The following is a 14,625-nucleotide window of genomic DNA, read 5'->3' as shown; positions in this document are numbered from 1 at the left end:
ACGATCAAAAACGATTATGTTGCAACGCAATATGGAAAAATATGATCGTTTGTGATTGACACATAGTCACAACTGCGAAATAAACGATGCAGGAGGAACCCATGCACGAACGCGAACGCCATCGCATCATATTGAGCGCCGTACAGGAAAAGTCGGTCGTGACGGTTCAGGATATTTCCGAGCTGACCGAGGCTTCCGAGGCGACGATCCGGCGTGACATCGCGGCTCTCCATGTGCAGGGAAAGATCCGGCGCGTGCGTGGCGGCGCGGAAGCCGTGCATCCGCCGCAGCTCGGCAATCTCGCCGGGAGGCCTTTCAGGGTTTCAGAATCGGTCAATTCCGATAAGAAACGCGCAATTGCGCGCGCAGCTGTCGAACTCTGCGATCCTGGCGACGCCATCATCATCAACGGTGGAACGACCACCTTCCAGATGGTGCATTTCATGGCGGCGCATCGCATGCAGGTGATGACCAATTCGTTCGCGATCGCCGAGCATCTGGTCAAGCATTCGAAGAACACGGTGACGGTTCCTGGTGGCGTGATCTATCGCGAGCAGAGCCTCATCCTGTCGCCCTTCGACAATGACGCGATCCGCAACTTTTATGCGCGGCGCTTCTTCATCGGCGCGCAGGGCGTGGGGCCGCTCGGCATCATGGAAGCGGATGCGCAGATCATCCAGAGCGAGCAGAAGCTGATGCACCAGGCCGACGAGCTGATCGTCATGGTCGATTCAAGCAAGTTTCATCGCCGATCGAGCCTCATTCTGTGCGGGCTCGATCGCGTCACGACGGTCATTACGGACGAGGGCGTGTCCGACGAGGCGGTGCGGATGATCGAGGATGCGGGCGTCAAGCTCGTCGTTGCGAGCATGGTCTCGCAGGCAAGGGAGGATTCCTCGTCGGTCGCCTGAACGGCGCCGGCAGGATGTAGTCAAGTCAATCAACGTGGGAGGAAGAAAGCATGAAACTCGCAAAGACACTGGCGGTGGGCGTCGCCTTTGCCGTCGCATTGATGGCAGGTGCTGCAAGCGCCAAGGACATCAAGATCGGCCTCGTGGTCAAGTCACTTGGCAACGGCTTCTTTGAAGCCGCCAACAAGGGTGCCCAGGAAGCAGCCAAGGAACTCGGCGGCGTGGAAGTCATCTACACCGGCCCGACCTCGACGACGGCTGAAGGCCAGATCGAAGTCATCAACTCGCTGATCGCGCAGGGCGTCGACGCCATCGCGATCTCCGCGAACGATCCGGACGCTGTCATCCCGGCTCTCAAGAAGGCCAAGCAGCGCGGCATCAAGGTCATCTCCTGGGATTCCGGCGTCAACAAGGACGGCCGCATCCTGCAGCTGAACCCGTCGTCCAATGAACTGATCGGCAAGATGTGCCTGACGCTCGTCAAGGATCATCTGGAAGGCGGCAAGGGCGACTTCGCGATCCTGTCTGCGACCACCACCTCTACGAACCAGAACATCTGGATCGGTGAGATGAAGAAGCAGCTCAAGGACTTCGCCGGCATGAACCTCGTCACCACCGTTTACGGCGACGACCTTTCCGACAAGTCCTATCGCGAAGCGGAAGGCCTGCTGAAGTCCAACCCGAACGTCAAGGTCATCGTCGCTCCGACGACGGTCGGCGTTCTGGCCGCTTCCAAGGTCGTCGAAGACAAGGGTCTCGTCGGCAAGGTCTATGTCACGGGTCTCGGCCTGCCGTCCGAAATGGCCGGTGCGATCAAGTCTGGTGCGACGAAGGAATTCGCGATCTGGAACCCGATCGATCTCGGCTACTCCGCGACGCAGATCGCCTATCACCTCGTAAAGGGTGACGCGACCGGCAAGCCGGGCACCGAAATCGAAGCCGGCCGCATGGGCAAGATCAAGGTAGACGACAAGGGCGAAGCCGCAATGGCCGACCCTTTCATCTACAACGCGTCGAACATCGACCAGTTCTCGAAGGTTTTCTAAGCCTCGCTTGGACGAAACAAACCCGGCGGCACAGCCGCCGGGCCCTTTCCAATGAACACTGGTAAGCGCTGATGAACAACGCCCTTCAACATCCTGTTGCAAGCGTCGCGACAAACGACGTACCCGCAATTCTCGAGATGCGCGGCATCTCGCAGATCTTCCCTGGCGTGAAGGCGCTCGATAACGTCAGCATCGCGCTCTATCCCGGCAAGGTCACCGCGCTGATCGGCGAAAACGGTGCCGGCAAGTCGACCCTCGTCAAGATCCTGACCGGCATCTATCGCCCGAACGAAGGCGAGATCCTCGTCGATGGCAAGCCGACGACGTTTGCCAATGCGCAAGCCGCTATCGATGCCGGCGTTACCGCCATCCATCAGGAGACCGTGCTTTTCGACGAACTGACGGTTGCCGAAAACATTTTCCTCGGCCATGCGCCGCGCACGCGCTTGCGCACCATCGACTGGAAGCTGATGAACAGCCGCGCCAAGGCGCTGCTCACCTCGCTTGAAAGCAATATCGATCCGACGATCCGCCTGAAGGACCTCTCGATCGCGCAGCGCCACCTCGTGGCGATCTCGCGCGCGCTGTCGATCGAGGCCCGCATCGTCATCATGGACGAGCCGACCGCCGCCCTGTCGCGCAAGGAGATCGACGATCTCTTCCGCATCGTCGAAGGGCTGAAGGCACAGGGCAAAGCCATCCTTTTCATCAGCCACAAGTTCGATGAGCTCTATGAGATCGCCGATAATTTCGCGGTGTTCCGCGACGGCCGCGCCGTCGGCCACGGCAATCTCAAATCCACACCGCAGGACGAGATCGTCCGCATGATGGTCGGCCGCGATGTCGAGAACGCGTTTCCGAAGATCGACGTCGCGATCGGCGCACCGGTGCTGCAGGTCGAGAAATACTGTCACCAGACCGAGTTCCGCGATATCTCGCTGACGCTGCGCAAGGGCGAGATCCTTGGCGTCTACGGCCTAATCGGCGCCGGCCGCTCCGAGCTCTGCCAGTCGCTGTTCGGCATCACCAAGCCTCTATCCGGCAAGCTGACGCTCGACGGCCGGGAGATCAGCATCAATTCGCCGCTCGATGCGATCAGGGCCGGTATCGTCTACGTCCCGGAAGAGCGCGGCCGTCACGGCCTGGCGTTACCGATGCCGATCTACCAGAACATGACGCTGCCATCGCTCGGGCGCACCTCGCGCAAAGGCTTCCTGAAGGCGGCCAATGAGTTCGCGCTGGCGCGCAAATATGCCGAGCGGCTTGATCTGCGTGCCGCGGCACTTTCGGTTCCGGTCGGAACGCTGTCGGGCGGCAACCAACAGAAGGTCGTGATCGGCAAGTGGCTGGCGACGATGCCCAAGGTCATCATTCTCGATGAGCCGACCAAGGGGATCGACATCGGCTCGAAGGCGGCCGTGCATGGTTTCATCAGCGAGCTCGCCGCCGAGGGCCTCTCCATCATCATGATCTCTTCGGAGCTGCCGGAGATCATCGGAATGTCCGACCGGGTGCTTGTCATGAAGGAAGGCCTGTCGGCCGGCCTTTTCGAGCGCAAGGACCTGACGCCGGAAACGCTGGTGCGCGCTGCCACCGGCAATGCTTGAGGATAGCTGATGTCCAGACTCTTGAGAAAACGCGAAACGCTGCTCTTCATCATCATCGCGGTGATGATCGCCGCCTTTTCGACCCGGGCCGATGGCTTTGCAACGCCCGGAAACCTCGCCGGCATCTTCAACGACACGTCGATCCTGATCATCCTGGCGCTGGCGCAGATGACCGTCATCCTGACGAAATCGATCGACCTGTCGGTTGCCGCCAACCTCGCCTTCACCGGCATGGCGATCGCGATGCTGAATGCCGCGCATCCGGATCTGCCGCTGATCGTGCTGATCCTCGCCGCTGTACTGATCGGCGCCTGCCTCGGCGCCATCAATGGCTTTCTCGTCTGGGCGCTCGAGATCCCGCCGATCGTCGTGACATTGGGAACGCTCACCATCTATCGCGGCATGGCCTTCGTGCTCTCGGGTGGCGAGTGGGTCAATGCGCACCAGATGACGCCGACCTTCCTCAACGTGCCCCGCACCGTCGTTCTCGGCATGCCGGTGCTGAGCTGGGCCGCGATCATCATCGTCGCGCTGATCTATGTCGTGCTGAAATACACCCAGTTCGGCCGCTCCACCTATGCCGCCGGCGGCAATCCGACAGCGGCCGTCTATGCCGGTATCGATGTCGGCTGGACCAAGTTCCTTGCCTTCGTTCTGTCGGGGGCGCTTGCCGGTCTCGCAAGCTATCTCTGGGTTTCGCGTTACGCCGTCGCCTATGTCGATATCGCCAACGGCTTCGAGCTCGATAGCGTCGCTGCCTGCGTCATCGGCGGCATCTCGATCGCCGGCGGCGTCGGATCGGTGCTCGGCACCGTGCTCGGTGCGCTCTTCCTCGGCGTGATCAAGAACGCGCTTCCCGTCATCGGCATCTCGCCCTTCACGCAGATGGCGATCTCCGGCACCGTCATCATCCTCGCCGTCGTCTTCAACGCAAGGCGCGAGCGCAATCGCGGCCGCATCATCCTCCGCGACAAGGCCGCCGCGGAAATCCCAGCAGAGGTGGCAGCATGAGCACCGTCGTTTCCACGCCCACCGAAAAACGCGTCATCCCGGATCGTCTGGGAACGCCGTTCAAGCGGATCATGTCCAGCTGGGAAGTGCTACTCTTCGGCGTTGCCGTCGTGATCTTCATCTTCAATTCGCTGGCGTCACCCTACTTCCTCGATGCCTGGAACCTCTCGGACGCGACGTTCAACTTCACCGAAAAGGCGATGATCGCATTCGCCATGGCGCTGCTCGTCATATCCGGCGAGATCGACCTGTCAGTCGCCGCCATCATCGCGCTCGCCTCGACCGCCATGGGCGCCGCGGCGCAGGCGGGTGTCGGCGCGCCTGGTCTCGTTGCCATCGGCGTCGGCGTTGGCCTGCTCTGCGGCATGTTCAACGGCTTCCTCGTATCGGTGATGAAGCTTCCCTCCATCGTCGTCACCATCGGAACGATGAGTCTGTTTCGCGGCATCTCCTACATCGTGCTGGGCGATCAGGCTTACGGCAACTATCCCGAGGATTTCGCCTTCTTCGGGCAGGGATACGTCGTCTGGGTCTTCTCCTTCGAATTCGTGCTCTTCATCGTACTGGCGGTCCTTTTCGCCATACTGCTGCACGCCACCAATTTCGGCCGTCAGGTCTATACGATCGGCAACAATGATTTCGCCGCGCGCTTCTCCGGCATCCCGGTCGAGCGGGTGAAGTTCATTCTCTTCATGCTGACGGGCGTGATGAGCGGCATCGCCTCCGTCTGCCTGACCTCCCGCCTCGGCTCGACCCGCCCATCGATCGCGCAGGGCTGGGAGCTCGAGGTCGTCACCATGGTTGTTCTCGGCGGCGTCTCGATCCTCGGCGGTTCCGGCAAGATCGGCGGCGTCGTCATCGCCGCCTTCGTCATGGGCCTCGTCACCTTCGGCCTCGGTCTGCTCAACGTTCCCGGCATCGTCATGTCGATCTTCATCGGCCTGCTGCTGATCATCACCATCGCGATCCCGATCATCGCTCGCCGCATCAAAGCCATGAGTTCGAAATGACGCTGGAAAAACACGCCTTCAAGATGACGCTCAATCCCGGCATGGAAGCCGAGTACATCAAGCGCCACGACGAAATCTGGCCGGAGCTGGTCGATCTGCTGCACCAGTCCGGCGCCAGCGATTACTCGATCCATCTCGACCGCGAGACGAACACGTTGTTCGGCGTGTTGACACGAACCAGCGACAACACGCTGTCGAGCCTGCCGGAACATCCCGTGATGAAGCGCTGGTGGGCGCATATGCGCGATATCATGGCCACCAATCCGGATAATTCGCCTGTTCAGACCGACCTCGTCACCGTCTTTCATATGCCATGACATCAAGCCAGAACTACGCCCGCGTCGCGGTTCTCGATATCGGCAAGACGAATGCCAAGGTCGTTGTGCTCGACAGCGCCACCGGCGCTGAGGTTGCGGTCGTCAAAACCCCGAATGTGGTGATCAAGTCGGGTCTCTATCCGCATTATGATGTGGAGGCACTGTGGGCTTTCGCGCTCGATGCGCTGAAGCGGTTTGCGGTTTCCCCCGGTTTCGATGCGATCTCGATCACCACGCATGGTGCAAGCGCGGCTCTGCTTGCTGCGGATGGCGCGCTCGCCATGCCGGTGCTCGATTATGAGCACGAGTATTCGCGTGAGATTATCGACGCCTACACCGCCCTGCGCCCATCATTCGACGAAACCTATTCGCCGCGCCAGTCGATGGGCCTGAATATCGGAGCGCAGCTACACTATCAGCAGGCGGCTTTTCCTGAGGCGTTCGCCAATGTCGCCACCATCGTCACCTACGCCCAATACTGGGCGGCGCGCCTGACTAGTGTCGCAGCCAACGAGGTGACGTCGCTCGGTTGCCATACGGATCTGTGGAACCCGCGCCAATCGAGCTATTCCAGTCTTGTCGACACGCTGGGCATCCGGTCGAAGATGGCGCCGATCCGGTCGGCTTTCGATGCGCTCGGACCAGTGCTGCCTGAGATTGCCAAGGAGATCGGGCTTTCCAAACCCGTTCCCGTCTATTGCGGTATCCACGATTCCAATGCGTCGCTGCTGCCGCATCTGGTCAGCCGGCAAGCCCCGTTCGCCGTCGTCTCGACGGGCACGTGGGTGGTCAATTTCGGCGTGGGTGGCGATCTCGACCATCTCGATCCGAAGCGCGATACGCTTGCCAATGTCGATGCCTACGGGCGCGCGGTGCCCTCGTCTCGGTTCATGGGTGGGCGCGAATTCGAGATTCTTTCCGCCGAGATCGGTCCCGTGGCGATCGAGGACGCGGTCGCGGCCATGCCCGGCGTCATCGATAAGGGCATGATGCTCTTGCCCAACGTGGCGCCCGGGTCCGGTCCATTCCCCGGCAGGGAGCGGCGCTGGATCAACGCGGATGCGGCGAGTGCTGTCGAACGTTACGCGGCGGTCTGCCTCTATCTGGCCCTGATGACCGATGCATGCCTGGGCTTGATCGGCGCCGGCGGGCCCGTTGTGGTCGAGGGACCGTTTTCGCTGAACGAGACCTATCTCGAGGTGGTCGCGGCGCTCACCGGCCGGGATGTGATCGCCGTTCCCGGCTCGACTGGCACAAGCGCAGGTGCTGCACTTCTGACCGGAATTGCTCCGATGACAGGCAAGGAGAAGCATTTTCCGCCGCGCGAGATCTTTCACTTGCCGGAGTATCGGCGGGGCTGGTACGCCGCGCTCGCATAAGACTCTTTCCGGATCGCCTCTTTGCGCCATCTATGAATGCCGGTAGAGTTGAAGCGCATTTCATACCAGGTGAGGAAAGCACGACATGACAGTTTCATCCGGCGAGGGTTTCGATCCGCGGGCGCTGGCCGCGCGTTTGAGTGGCCTTGAAAAAGCAGGCGGAAAGGCGCCGACGGCGGACTTCGTATTGCCCGCGACATTGCGCGAAGCGATGGATGCGCAGAATTTTCTTGCCGCCGAAGAGCGCATCTCCACACACGCCTGGAAGGTGGCCATGTCGCCGTCGGGCGAGCCTGTTTTGGCACCCTTGCATCCCTATTTCGAGGCCGTTTCCGGCGCATCGATTTCGTGGCGTCCGGGCATGAAATTCGAGGCGGAAGTGGCAGTCCGCCTGGGACAGGATCTCCCGGTCCGTCAAAATGGTGACTATACGCGCGAGGAGATCGTTGCGGCGATCGCAGACTGCCATCTCGGCGCAGAGCTTCTGGCCAGTAGCATTGTGGAAAGCGGGCAGGTGTCCTTCCTGCTCTATCTGGCCGAACGCATCGGAAACAAGGGCTATGTTCTCGGGCCCGCGCTTCCGAAAAGCATCGTCGACACCATCGGCAATACGACGCTCAAGGTGACGCATGGCGGGCAGGTGATCTATGACGCCCTGGCGCGCCATCCGAAGGATGATGTGCTGGTATGGCTGCTGTCCTACGCGAATGACAAGCTGCGCCCGCATACCTCGCTGAAGAAGGGCGCGCTGATCACCACGGGCACGCTCTGCGGAGCGATCGAACTGACCTCGCGCGGCCCAATCGACATCGTCCTCGGCAACGAAACGCGTCTCAGCCTTTCGATCGTCTGACTAGGTGGCGCGATTTTCTCCGCCTTCGCACAGGCGGCGGAAAAAAGCGCGGAACATCGGCGCTGCTCACGCATTCTCCCGGATTGAACTTCGGGAGGATGTGATGGGGGTATATCGTCTCGCCTTGTGTATGCTCGTTCTCTGCGCTGCCTGGGGCGCATCCGCGAGCGAGGCGCCGTTCCTCCAATCGCTCGCCGGCAGTTGGACAGGAAGTGGCATGATGAAGCGGACAACGGCCTCGTCTCCAATCAATCTGAGCTGCAGGTTTCAATCGAAAGCCAATGGTGAAGCGCTATCTATGGATGGCAAGTGCACCGGTATGCTGGTCGTCTCGCGCGCGGTATCCGCGCAGCTGACCGCGATGGGCGGCAAGTACGCTGGCCGGTACATTGGCCCCTCGGGTAGGGTTTCTTCACTCAACGGCGCAAGGCAGGGCGATGCAATCGAGCTCGCGGTCACTTGGTCGAGGATCGTCAATGGCGACCGTGCCGCGACCATGACCATCCGGCGCTCCGGCGCAAACGCGCTGAGGATCAGAACGGTCGACAAGGACCCCGCATCCGGCAAGCAGGTCGTGACGAGCGAGATCAACCTGCAACGAAACTAGCCCTAGGCGCCGAGCAGTCCTACTAGTATCCGTACTTTTCGGCACTGAACTTGCATTTGTTCAGCACCACCCCGAGAACGTTCGTTTTCTCGCTAAGTGTCTGTTCGCAGATATCGATTTCGCTCAGCGTGCTCTGCTCCGCGGCGGCAACCAGGATTATGCAATCGACGTTCGGCAGGAACGCTAGGACATCGTCGGTCGAAAGCATCGGGGGGAGATCATAGATGACAATATCCGGACGCATGCGTTGACGCATGTCCTGCAACGCCAGGGTCGAGGCGGCACTCTGGAGCAGTTCGGCGGAGAACTGCACGGATTGCTTATTGGCGGCAATGGCGAGATTGTCGCCGTGGCGCCTGAAGATATCGTCGGCCTGCAGCTCGCCGCGCAGAAATGACTCCATCGATGCGGTATCGCGCATACCAAGCGTCTTGCCGACCTGGGGACGCTTCATGTCGAGATCCAACAGAGCGGTGCGACAGTCTTTCTGGTTCGCCAGGCTGAAGGCAAGGTTGAGCGCTGTAAAGGTCTTGCCGCAACCCGGCGTCGGCGAGGTAATGGCGACAGACGTCCAATTGTTCTCCCGCATGTTCTGCAGGATTTTGGTGCGCATCATGTCGAAAGCGGTGTGCGCGGTGTCCGAACGATTGACTGTCACGATACGGTTTTTCGCAACGAGGCTCGCATCCGGGGTGAATGACTGAAGCTTCTCCCAGGCTATCTCGCTGATCTCCCGCGAAGGCGCTGTGGACATGTTATTCTTCTCCTGGAGCGCTTGCGAGAACGACGATACCAGAGTCTGTTCCATTGGGTTTGCCTCAACTCTCTTGTTCGATGCAGCTGAATAGCTTCGGTGCTTCACATTACATCGAACCGGGCTTCATGAAGCCGGATAGCAGCCTTTGAAAAGCGCTCGCCAACGGTGCATAGAAGTAATGAATGATCAGGAGGGAGGCGGGAATGATGCTCGCCGAAACGGCGGCTGCCGCGAACCTCTTGTTATAGAAACCGCCGGTCGTCTCGGTCGGTGACTCGATATACGGAATGACACCGAGCGGTTGACGCTGCAGGAGCTGGCTCAGTTCCGACGGTCTGCGGATCGTGCGGTTCATCATTTCGAGCAGGAAGGTGAGGCCGAGGCCGAGGGCTATCCCACCGAGACCACCAGCAAGCACGACCAGGCGGCGTTTTGACTTCACCGGTGATTCCGGCGGCTTGGCGGCTTCGAGCAAGGAGAAACGGCCGCCATCGGAGCGCGCTTCGATCTGCGTACCCAGGGATGCTTCCGCTCGCCGCGCAATGGCAGTGTTGTACTGCGTCTGAATGTTGCCGAGATTGCGCTCGATAACGTTCAGCGCCGTCTGCGTCGCGGGGGTCTCGCTCACGGATTTCGTAAGGTCGGCGATGCTCTGCGTCAGGGATGCGCGTTCGCTATCGATCGCCTCAAGGCGCTTGTCGATATCCGCCAGCTGAAGATCGAGAGCTGACGCGCCCTGCTTGCCGGCCTGCCCAGTGGCCTTTGCTGCGCCCTTGCCGCGCAGGGCCGCAATGCGCGCGCGCAGGTTGACGATATTGGGGCTGTCTTCGGAGAAGATTGCCAGCTGTTCGGCCAAGGCCTTGTTGAGATCCAGAAGCATCTGTTGCTCGGTGCTAAGCGGACCGACGTTGCCTGTCGTGATCGCATTTTCGGCGAGCAAACTTCTCCGCGCGCGAAGATCCGCTTCTTCACGTTCCAGCGCCACAAGGCGTTCCTGCTGGCTGGTCTGTTGTTGCCGACGGAATTCCAGGCTCTCTGGAAGGGTATCTCTGTGATCGGTCTTGAATTTGAGGAGATCGGCCTCAATCCGGTTCAATTCAATGTCTAGTCGCTTCACTTCATCATTGAAGAACTGCAGCGTATCGCCGGCGCGGTCCGTGCGCTGGCGCTGGTTACCAAGCAGAATGGACGACGAAAGCTCGTTGGCGGCTCTTGCCGCCAGTTCCGGCGTTCCGGCTTCGAAGACGATGCTGAAAACCGTCGTCGCTCCGTCGCCGAGTGGCAGTTGATCAAAGGTGATACGCGAACGCATGTCCTTGATCACCGCATCGGTCGAAAGCTCTTCTCGGTCGCTTCCGTAGACATCGAGCTTGTCCGCGAGTTGCACCAGGTTGTCGCCTGTCGTCATCTGCTGCTGCAGGATCAACAACTGCTCAAGCGAGCTGGTAGGGACCGTCGACTTGACCAGATTCGTCGGTATCTGTGGGGCCTCGACGAGAATTTTAGCCGTTGATTGGTAGGACTTCGGCAACAGCAGGGCGATGGCGAGCGCGATCGCTGTCGTGATGAAGGTGAGAACAATGATGTGCGGCAGTCGCCTTAGCAGGATCGACAAGTAGAAACGAATATCAATATCACCCATTACAAGTTCGCCTGACTGATCCTGAGAATCTGAAGGTGCTTTTACGTGCGCTCATTTTCGGTCAGTTCCCCAGCCGAGGGTAGTTCATCGATAGTGGATGCAGCGCCCGGGTTGCTAGTACCTTTGGACAGGGTGTCGAGTTTTGTAAGTTTAGTTTTGGGTTAATTTGATTTAAGTCAATTCTATACTATGATGTCTGGATTTCTATTCAGATCCTGACGATAATTCTCTGAGTTGCTTTATGAATTTCTCCCGCGGCAGCCTTTGGGGTCGCCCGATCGCCGATAATTTGCGCGGAAACTAGTCTATTTTGGTAGAGAGGGAGATATTGATCTTACGTAATAATATAATGAATAATAATTCTGCGAAATTCAATTAAGTCCTGCTTTCACACTGCAGGACGAGGAATTACTCGGCGGGTTCTGCAGTATTACGAACGTTTTCGCGCTACGGTGAGGAATGATCGAGCATGGTCATGCAACGCATTCGTTTTTCGACAAGTCGCCATCAGCCAACGCGGCTGGGGAGGCTGCTGACGCTGCTTGCGTTGGGGACGGCCATGTTTGCCGGCACCGCTGCCGGTGCTCCGCTTCCGCCTCACACGAAGATCAGATTAAGCGTTGTGCAGTGGATGCCTACCAAGGGTGTCTATGAACAATGGGGTTCGATCGGCGGCGATTTTACCATTTCGGATGCTGGCACGTTGTTCGTTCCGGTGATCGGCAGCGTTGCGGTCGGAGATCTTGATGATGACGGCCTTGCCGCGGAAATCGCCGAACGTCTCAAGGAGAAGATCGGCCTCGTCGATGCGCCGGCAGCAACTGTCCAGATATTGGATTATCCGCCGATCTATGTTGTTGGCGACGTGTCCAGGCCGGGCGAGTACAGGTTCAGTTCGGGGCTGACCGTATTGCAGGCGCTGGCTTTGGGTGGCGGGGAGTACCGCGCGCCTCTGGCGCTTGACGGGGCCGGCGAAGTGACGCGGTTGGCTGGCGACTTGAAGGAACTGGACGACTCCATCACCCGCAGCAACGCCAAGATCGTTCGCCTCGAAGCCGAGATGGCGGGCGCAACCTCGGTCGATTTCTCCCAGCAGCCTGACAAGGCGGACCCGTTCGCCGCGGCCGTCTATAATCAGGAGAAGGTCATTTTCGAAGCCAGGGCAAACGCCGTTGATCGCAAGGCAAAATCATTTGCCGAGCTGCGCGATTTGCTCAATGACGAAATCGGCGTTCTCGAACAGAAGACAAAGAGCACAGACGAGAATATCAAATCTATACAGCAGCAGGTGGACAGCACGGCGATGCTCGTTGCCAAGGGCGCGGTGGTGGCGACCCGGCAGGGCGAGGTCGAGCGGTCGCTGAGAACCTATCAAGACACCCGGCTGGACATAAGCACGGCGATCATGCGCGCTCGCCAAAACATCAGCCAGACGACCAGGGACCTGCAAGCGCTGTATGATGAGCGAAAGACGGAAGTCGCTTCGGATCTCCAGGCCGAGCGAGCAACGCTCGTCCAACTGAAACTCAAGCGTGAAACCAGTCAGAAACTCGTGTTGGACAGGCTGCAGTCTCTTGGCGGGGCCTTAAAGCAGGATGAGAAACCGGTCTTGACGTTCGTCATCGTGCGCAGGGAAAACGGGACGATAAACGAGATCTCAGCGTCCGAGACGATGGCACTTTTACCCGGCGATGTCGTCAAGGTGACTCGACCTCCTATAGAAGCTGTGAAGCCGGTCGAGCAGGTTTCCGCCATCTCGGGCGCGGATCAGGCCAGCCGATGAGCATTCTCCTATCGCGCAAGAACCACGGGCGTATTGTGTGTTCGCGCATGCGGTCGGCCGAAGGTAAACAGTTGCAGGGTAGTGTGCCTTGATGGCGGTGGATGTGCACTCGACGGGGCGGCAGAGCTACACTCAGATCCTGAAATCCACGGTTTTGATCGGTGGGTCATCCGTTGTGAACATCGGCTTTTCGATTATTCGCAACAAAGCGATGGCGTTGCTGCTAGGGCCGGAAGGCGTGGGTCTGATCGGGCTTTACAACGCAACAATCGATATCGTTCATTCCGTCGCTGGCTTCGGGATGAACGCAAGCGGCGTCCGGCAGATTGCAGAATCCGTCGGCAGCAACGACCCAGATCGTATTGCAAGGACTGCCACAGCCCTCAGGCGCATCTCGGTGGTGCTCGGGCTTCTCGGAACGCTGGTGATGGCGCTGCTTGCTGCGCCGATTGCCAGATGGACATTCGGCGACGATCAGCACGCAATGGCGTTCAGGCTGCTGTCGCTCGTGATTCTTTTCCAGGTCATGTCTGGAGGGCAGACGGCTCTTGTTCAGGGCGTGCGCGACATCGCCAGCCTTGCTCGCCTCAGTATGCTGGGAGCACTTTTCAGCACTGTGATCAGCATCCCGATCATCTATCTTTACGGTGAAAAGGGTATCGTGGCGTCGCTGGTCTGCATCGCGGCGGCAACGCTAGCGACGTCATGGTGGTACAGCCGCAAGATCGAGATCAAGCCGTGCCGCTTGTCGTTCAGGGATCTGCAATTCGAAGTTGCCGGTCTATTCAAGCTCGGCTTCATCTTCATGGTCAGTGGGTTTCTGACTTTTGGCAGCGCTTACGCGATCCGCATCATGGTGTTGGACGAGGCGGGCATTGTCGCGGCAGGCCTTTATCAGGCCGCATGGTCGCTCGGTGGGCTGTATGCCGGCTTCATTCTGCAGGCAATGGGGACCGACTTTTATCCGCGGTTGACCGGCGTCGCCAATGACGACGGCGAATGCAACCGGCTGGTCAACGAGCAGACGCAGGTAAGCGTGTTGCTCGCCGGCCCAGGGTTGCTTGCCACACTGACGCTGGCGCCGGCGATCATGCATGCCTTCTACTCGCCAGCCTTCTATGCGGCCGTCGATCTCCTGCGGTGGATATGCTTGGGAATGATGCTTCGCATCGTAGCCTGGCCCATCGGTTTCATCATTCTCGCAAAGGGTGCCCAGCGAATATTCTTCTGGACCGAGGTGGCGGCCACGATCGTTCATGTCGGTCTCGCCTGGATCTGCGTCAAGGCATTCGGAACGGTGGGTGCCGGTATCGCGTTCTTTGGCCTTTATGTGTGGCACAGCATTCTGATCTACTGGATCGCGCGGCGCTATACAGGTTTCCGCTACTCGGCGATCAATCGCATCCTTGTCATGGTGTACCTTCCGCTGTCGGGGCTGATTTTTCTGGCGTTCCAGTTCCTGCCGGTATGGCTCGCCGCATCGATGGGGTGCGCGGCGACGGCTGCCACGGGGCTCTACTCGCTAAAGACCCTTGCCGAGCTGCTGCCGCCGGAAGCGTTGCCGCGCGTCGTCAGAACGCGGCTCGGTCGCGCTGCGCTGGCTTGGTCCGGTTCGGTGCGCCAGGTCCCGTGAAAAGCTGAAGAGTCCAACATCGCTTGCCGATTGCCGAAACTGCCGCATTGAGATTTGTCGGCATTTTGC

General features: G+C 59.5%; 13 protein-coding genes. 11 read left to right on the top strand and 2 right to left on the bottom strand.

What is annotated here, in order from left to right; genetic code table 11:
* Positions 1-101 precede the first annotated feature (101 nt).
* The 9 genes from ACIQUB_RS11745 (at position 102) to ACIQUB_RS11705 (ending at position 8,741) form a co-directional block, all read left to right on the top strand.
* Positions 102-911, top strand: coding sequence for a DeoR/GlpR family DNA-binding transcription regulator (locus ACIQUB_RS11745; RefSeq protein WP_402929604.1), 810 nt, complete (start codon positions 102-104; stop codon positions 909-911).
* A gap of 50 nt (positions 912-961) precedes the next feature.
* The gene (gene rhaS, locus ACIQUB_RS11740; RefSeq protein ID WP_112424868.1) at positions 962-1,957 is read left to right on the top strand and encodes a rhamnose ABC transporter substrate-binding protein; all 996 of its coding nucleotides are present in this window, start codon (positions 962-964) and stop codon (positions 1,955-1,957) included.
* Positions 1,958-2,028: 71 nt separating this feature from the next.
* Entirely contained in the window at positions 2,029-3,564 is a 1,536-nt protein-coding gene (locus tag ACIQUB_RS11735; protein WP_402929601.1) for a sugar ABC transporter ATP-binding protein, read from the top strand.
* A gap of 9 nt (positions 3,565-3,573) precedes the next feature.
* Positions 3,574-4,575, top strand: coding sequence for an ABC transporter permease (locus ACIQUB_RS11730; RefSeq protein ID WP_402929599.1), 1,002 nt, complete (start codon positions 3,574-3,576; stop codon positions 4,573-4,575).
* Entirely contained in the window at positions 4,572-5,585 is a 1,014-nt protein-coding gene (locus ACIQUB_RS11725; protein ID WP_402929597.1) for an ABC transporter permease, read from the top strand. Before ACIQUB_RS11730 ends, ACIQUB_RS11725 begins: the two co-directional genes overlap by 4 nt.
* Entirely contained in the window at positions 5,582-5,902 is a 321-nt protein-coding gene (rhaM, locus tag ACIQUB_RS11720; RefSeq protein ID WP_111560877.1) for an L-rhamnose mutarotase, read from the top strand. Before ACIQUB_RS11725 ends, rhaM begins: the two co-directional genes overlap by 4 nt.
* The gene (locus tag ACIQUB_RS11715; RefSeq protein ID WP_402929594.1) at positions 5,899-7,281 is read left to right on the top strand and encodes an FGGY-family carbohydrate kinase; all 1,383 of its coding nucleotides are present in this window, start codon (positions 5,899-5,901) and stop codon (positions 7,279-7,281) included. Before rhaM ends, ACIQUB_RS11715 begins: the two co-directional genes overlap by 4 nt.
* An 85-nt stretch (positions 7,282-7,366) precedes the next feature.
* Positions 7,367-8,134, top strand: coding sequence for a fumarylacetoacetate hydrolase family protein (locus tag ACIQUB_RS11710; protein ID WP_402929592.1), 768 nt, complete (start codon positions 7,367-7,369; stop codon positions 8,132-8,134).
* Positions 8,135-8,264: 130 nt separating this feature from the next.
* On the top strand, positions 8,265-8,741 hold the full coding sequence (locus ACIQUB_RS11705) for a hypothetical protein (protein ID WP_402930272.1): 477 nt from the start codon (positions 8,265-8,267) through the stop codon (positions 8,739-8,741).
* A 22-nt stretch (positions 8,742-8,763) separates the two neighbouring features.
* On the opposite strand, the gene ACIQUB_RS11700 is transcribed toward ACIQUB_RS11705, so the two are convergent.
* Together ACIQUB_RS11700 and ACIQUB_RS11695 are read right to left on the bottom strand one after the other, a co-directional pair.
* Positions 8,764-9,495, bottom strand: a complete 732-nt coding sequence (locus ACIQUB_RS11700; RefSeq protein WP_402930270.1) for a CpsD/CapB family tyrosine-protein kinase — start codon at positions 9,493-9,495, stop codon at positions 8,764-8,766.
* A 109-nt stretch (positions 9,496-9,604) separates the two neighbouring features.
* A complete protein-coding gene (locus ACIQUB_RS11695) occupies positions 9,605-11,140 on the bottom strand; it encodes a GumC family protein (protein ID WP_402929590.1) in 1,536 nt (511 codons plus the stop codon).
* 469 nt (positions 11,141-11,609) lie between these two features.
* Here ACIQUB_RS11695 and ACIQUB_RS11690 point away from each other — a divergent pair, with 469 nt between their 5' ends.
* The gene (locus tag ACIQUB_RS11690) at positions 11,610-12,923 is read left to right on the top strand and encodes an SLBB domain-containing protein (protein ID WP_402929588.1); all 1,314 of its coding nucleotides are present in this window, start codon (positions 11,610-11,612) and stop codon (positions 12,921-12,923) included.
* Between the two features lie 91 nt (positions 12,924-13,014).
* Positions 13,015-14,556 (top strand): O-antigen translocase, encoded by a 1,542-nt coding sequence (locus tag ACIQUB_RS11685; RefSeq protein WP_402929586.1) that lies wholly within the window; start codon positions 13,015-13,017, stop codon positions 14,554-14,556.
* Positions 14,557-14,625: the final 69 nt, after the last annotated feature.

The organism is Rhizobium sp. NPDC090275 (assembly GCF_044772225.1).
Lineage (GTDB): Bacteria > Pseudomonadota > Alphaproteobacteria > Rhizobiales > Rhizobiaceae > Rhizobium.
The sequence above is the reverse complement of the archived record's forward strand: the minus strand, read 5'-3'. Positions and strand labels throughout refer to the sequence as shown.

Coding starts and splice junctions, on each gene's coding strand:
- ACIQUB_RS11745 (WP_402929604.1), top strand. CDS start 102: ATGCACGAACGCGAACGCCATCGCATCATATTGAGCGCCGTACAGGAA.
- ACIQUB_RS11705 (WP_402930272.1), top strand. CDS start 8,265: ATGCTCGTTCTCTGCGCTGCCTGGGGCGCATCCGCGAGCGAGGCGCCG.
- ACIQUB_RS11735 (WP_402929601.1), top strand. CDS start 2,029: ATGAACAACGCCCTTCAACATCCTGTTGCAAGCGTCGCGACAAACGAC.
- ACIQUB_RS11700 (WP_402930270.1), bottom strand. CDS start 9,495: ATGTCCACAGCGCCTTCGCGGGAGATCAGCGAGATAGCCTGGGAGAAG.
- ACIQUB_RS11690 (WP_402929588.1), top strand. CDS start 11,610: ATGGTCATGCAACGCATTCGTTTTTCGACAAGTCGCCATCAGCCAACG.
- ACIQUB_RS11685 (WP_402929586.1), top strand. CDS start 13,015: ATGGCGGTGGATGTGCACTCGACGGGGCGGCAGAGCTACACTCAGATC.
- ACIQUB_RS11725 (WP_402929597.1), top strand. CDS start 4,572: ATGAGCACCGTCGTTTCCACGCCCACCGAAAAACGCGTCATCCCGGAT.
- rhaS (WP_112424868.1), top strand. CDS start 962: ATGAAACTCGCAAAGACACTGGCGGTGGGCGTCGCCTTTGCCGTCGCA.
- ACIQUB_RS11710 (WP_402929592.1), top strand. CDS start 7,367: ATGACAGTTTCATCCGGCGAGGGTTTCGATCCGCGGGCGCTGGCCGCG.
- ACIQUB_RS11695 (WP_402929590.1), bottom strand. CDS start 11,140: ATGGGTGATATTGATATTCGTTTCTACTTGTCGATCCTGCTAAGGCGA.
- ACIQUB_RS11715 (WP_402929594.1), top strand. CDS start 5,899: ATGACATCAAGCCAGAACTACGCCCGCGTCGCGGTTCTCGATATCGGC.
- rhaM (WP_111560877.1), top strand. CDS start 5,582: ATGACGCTGGAAAAACACGCCTTCAAGATGACGCTCAATCCCGGCATG.
- ACIQUB_RS11730 (WP_402929599.1), top strand. CDS start 3,574: ATGTCCAGACTCTTGAGAAAACGCGAAACGCTGCTCTTCATCATCATC.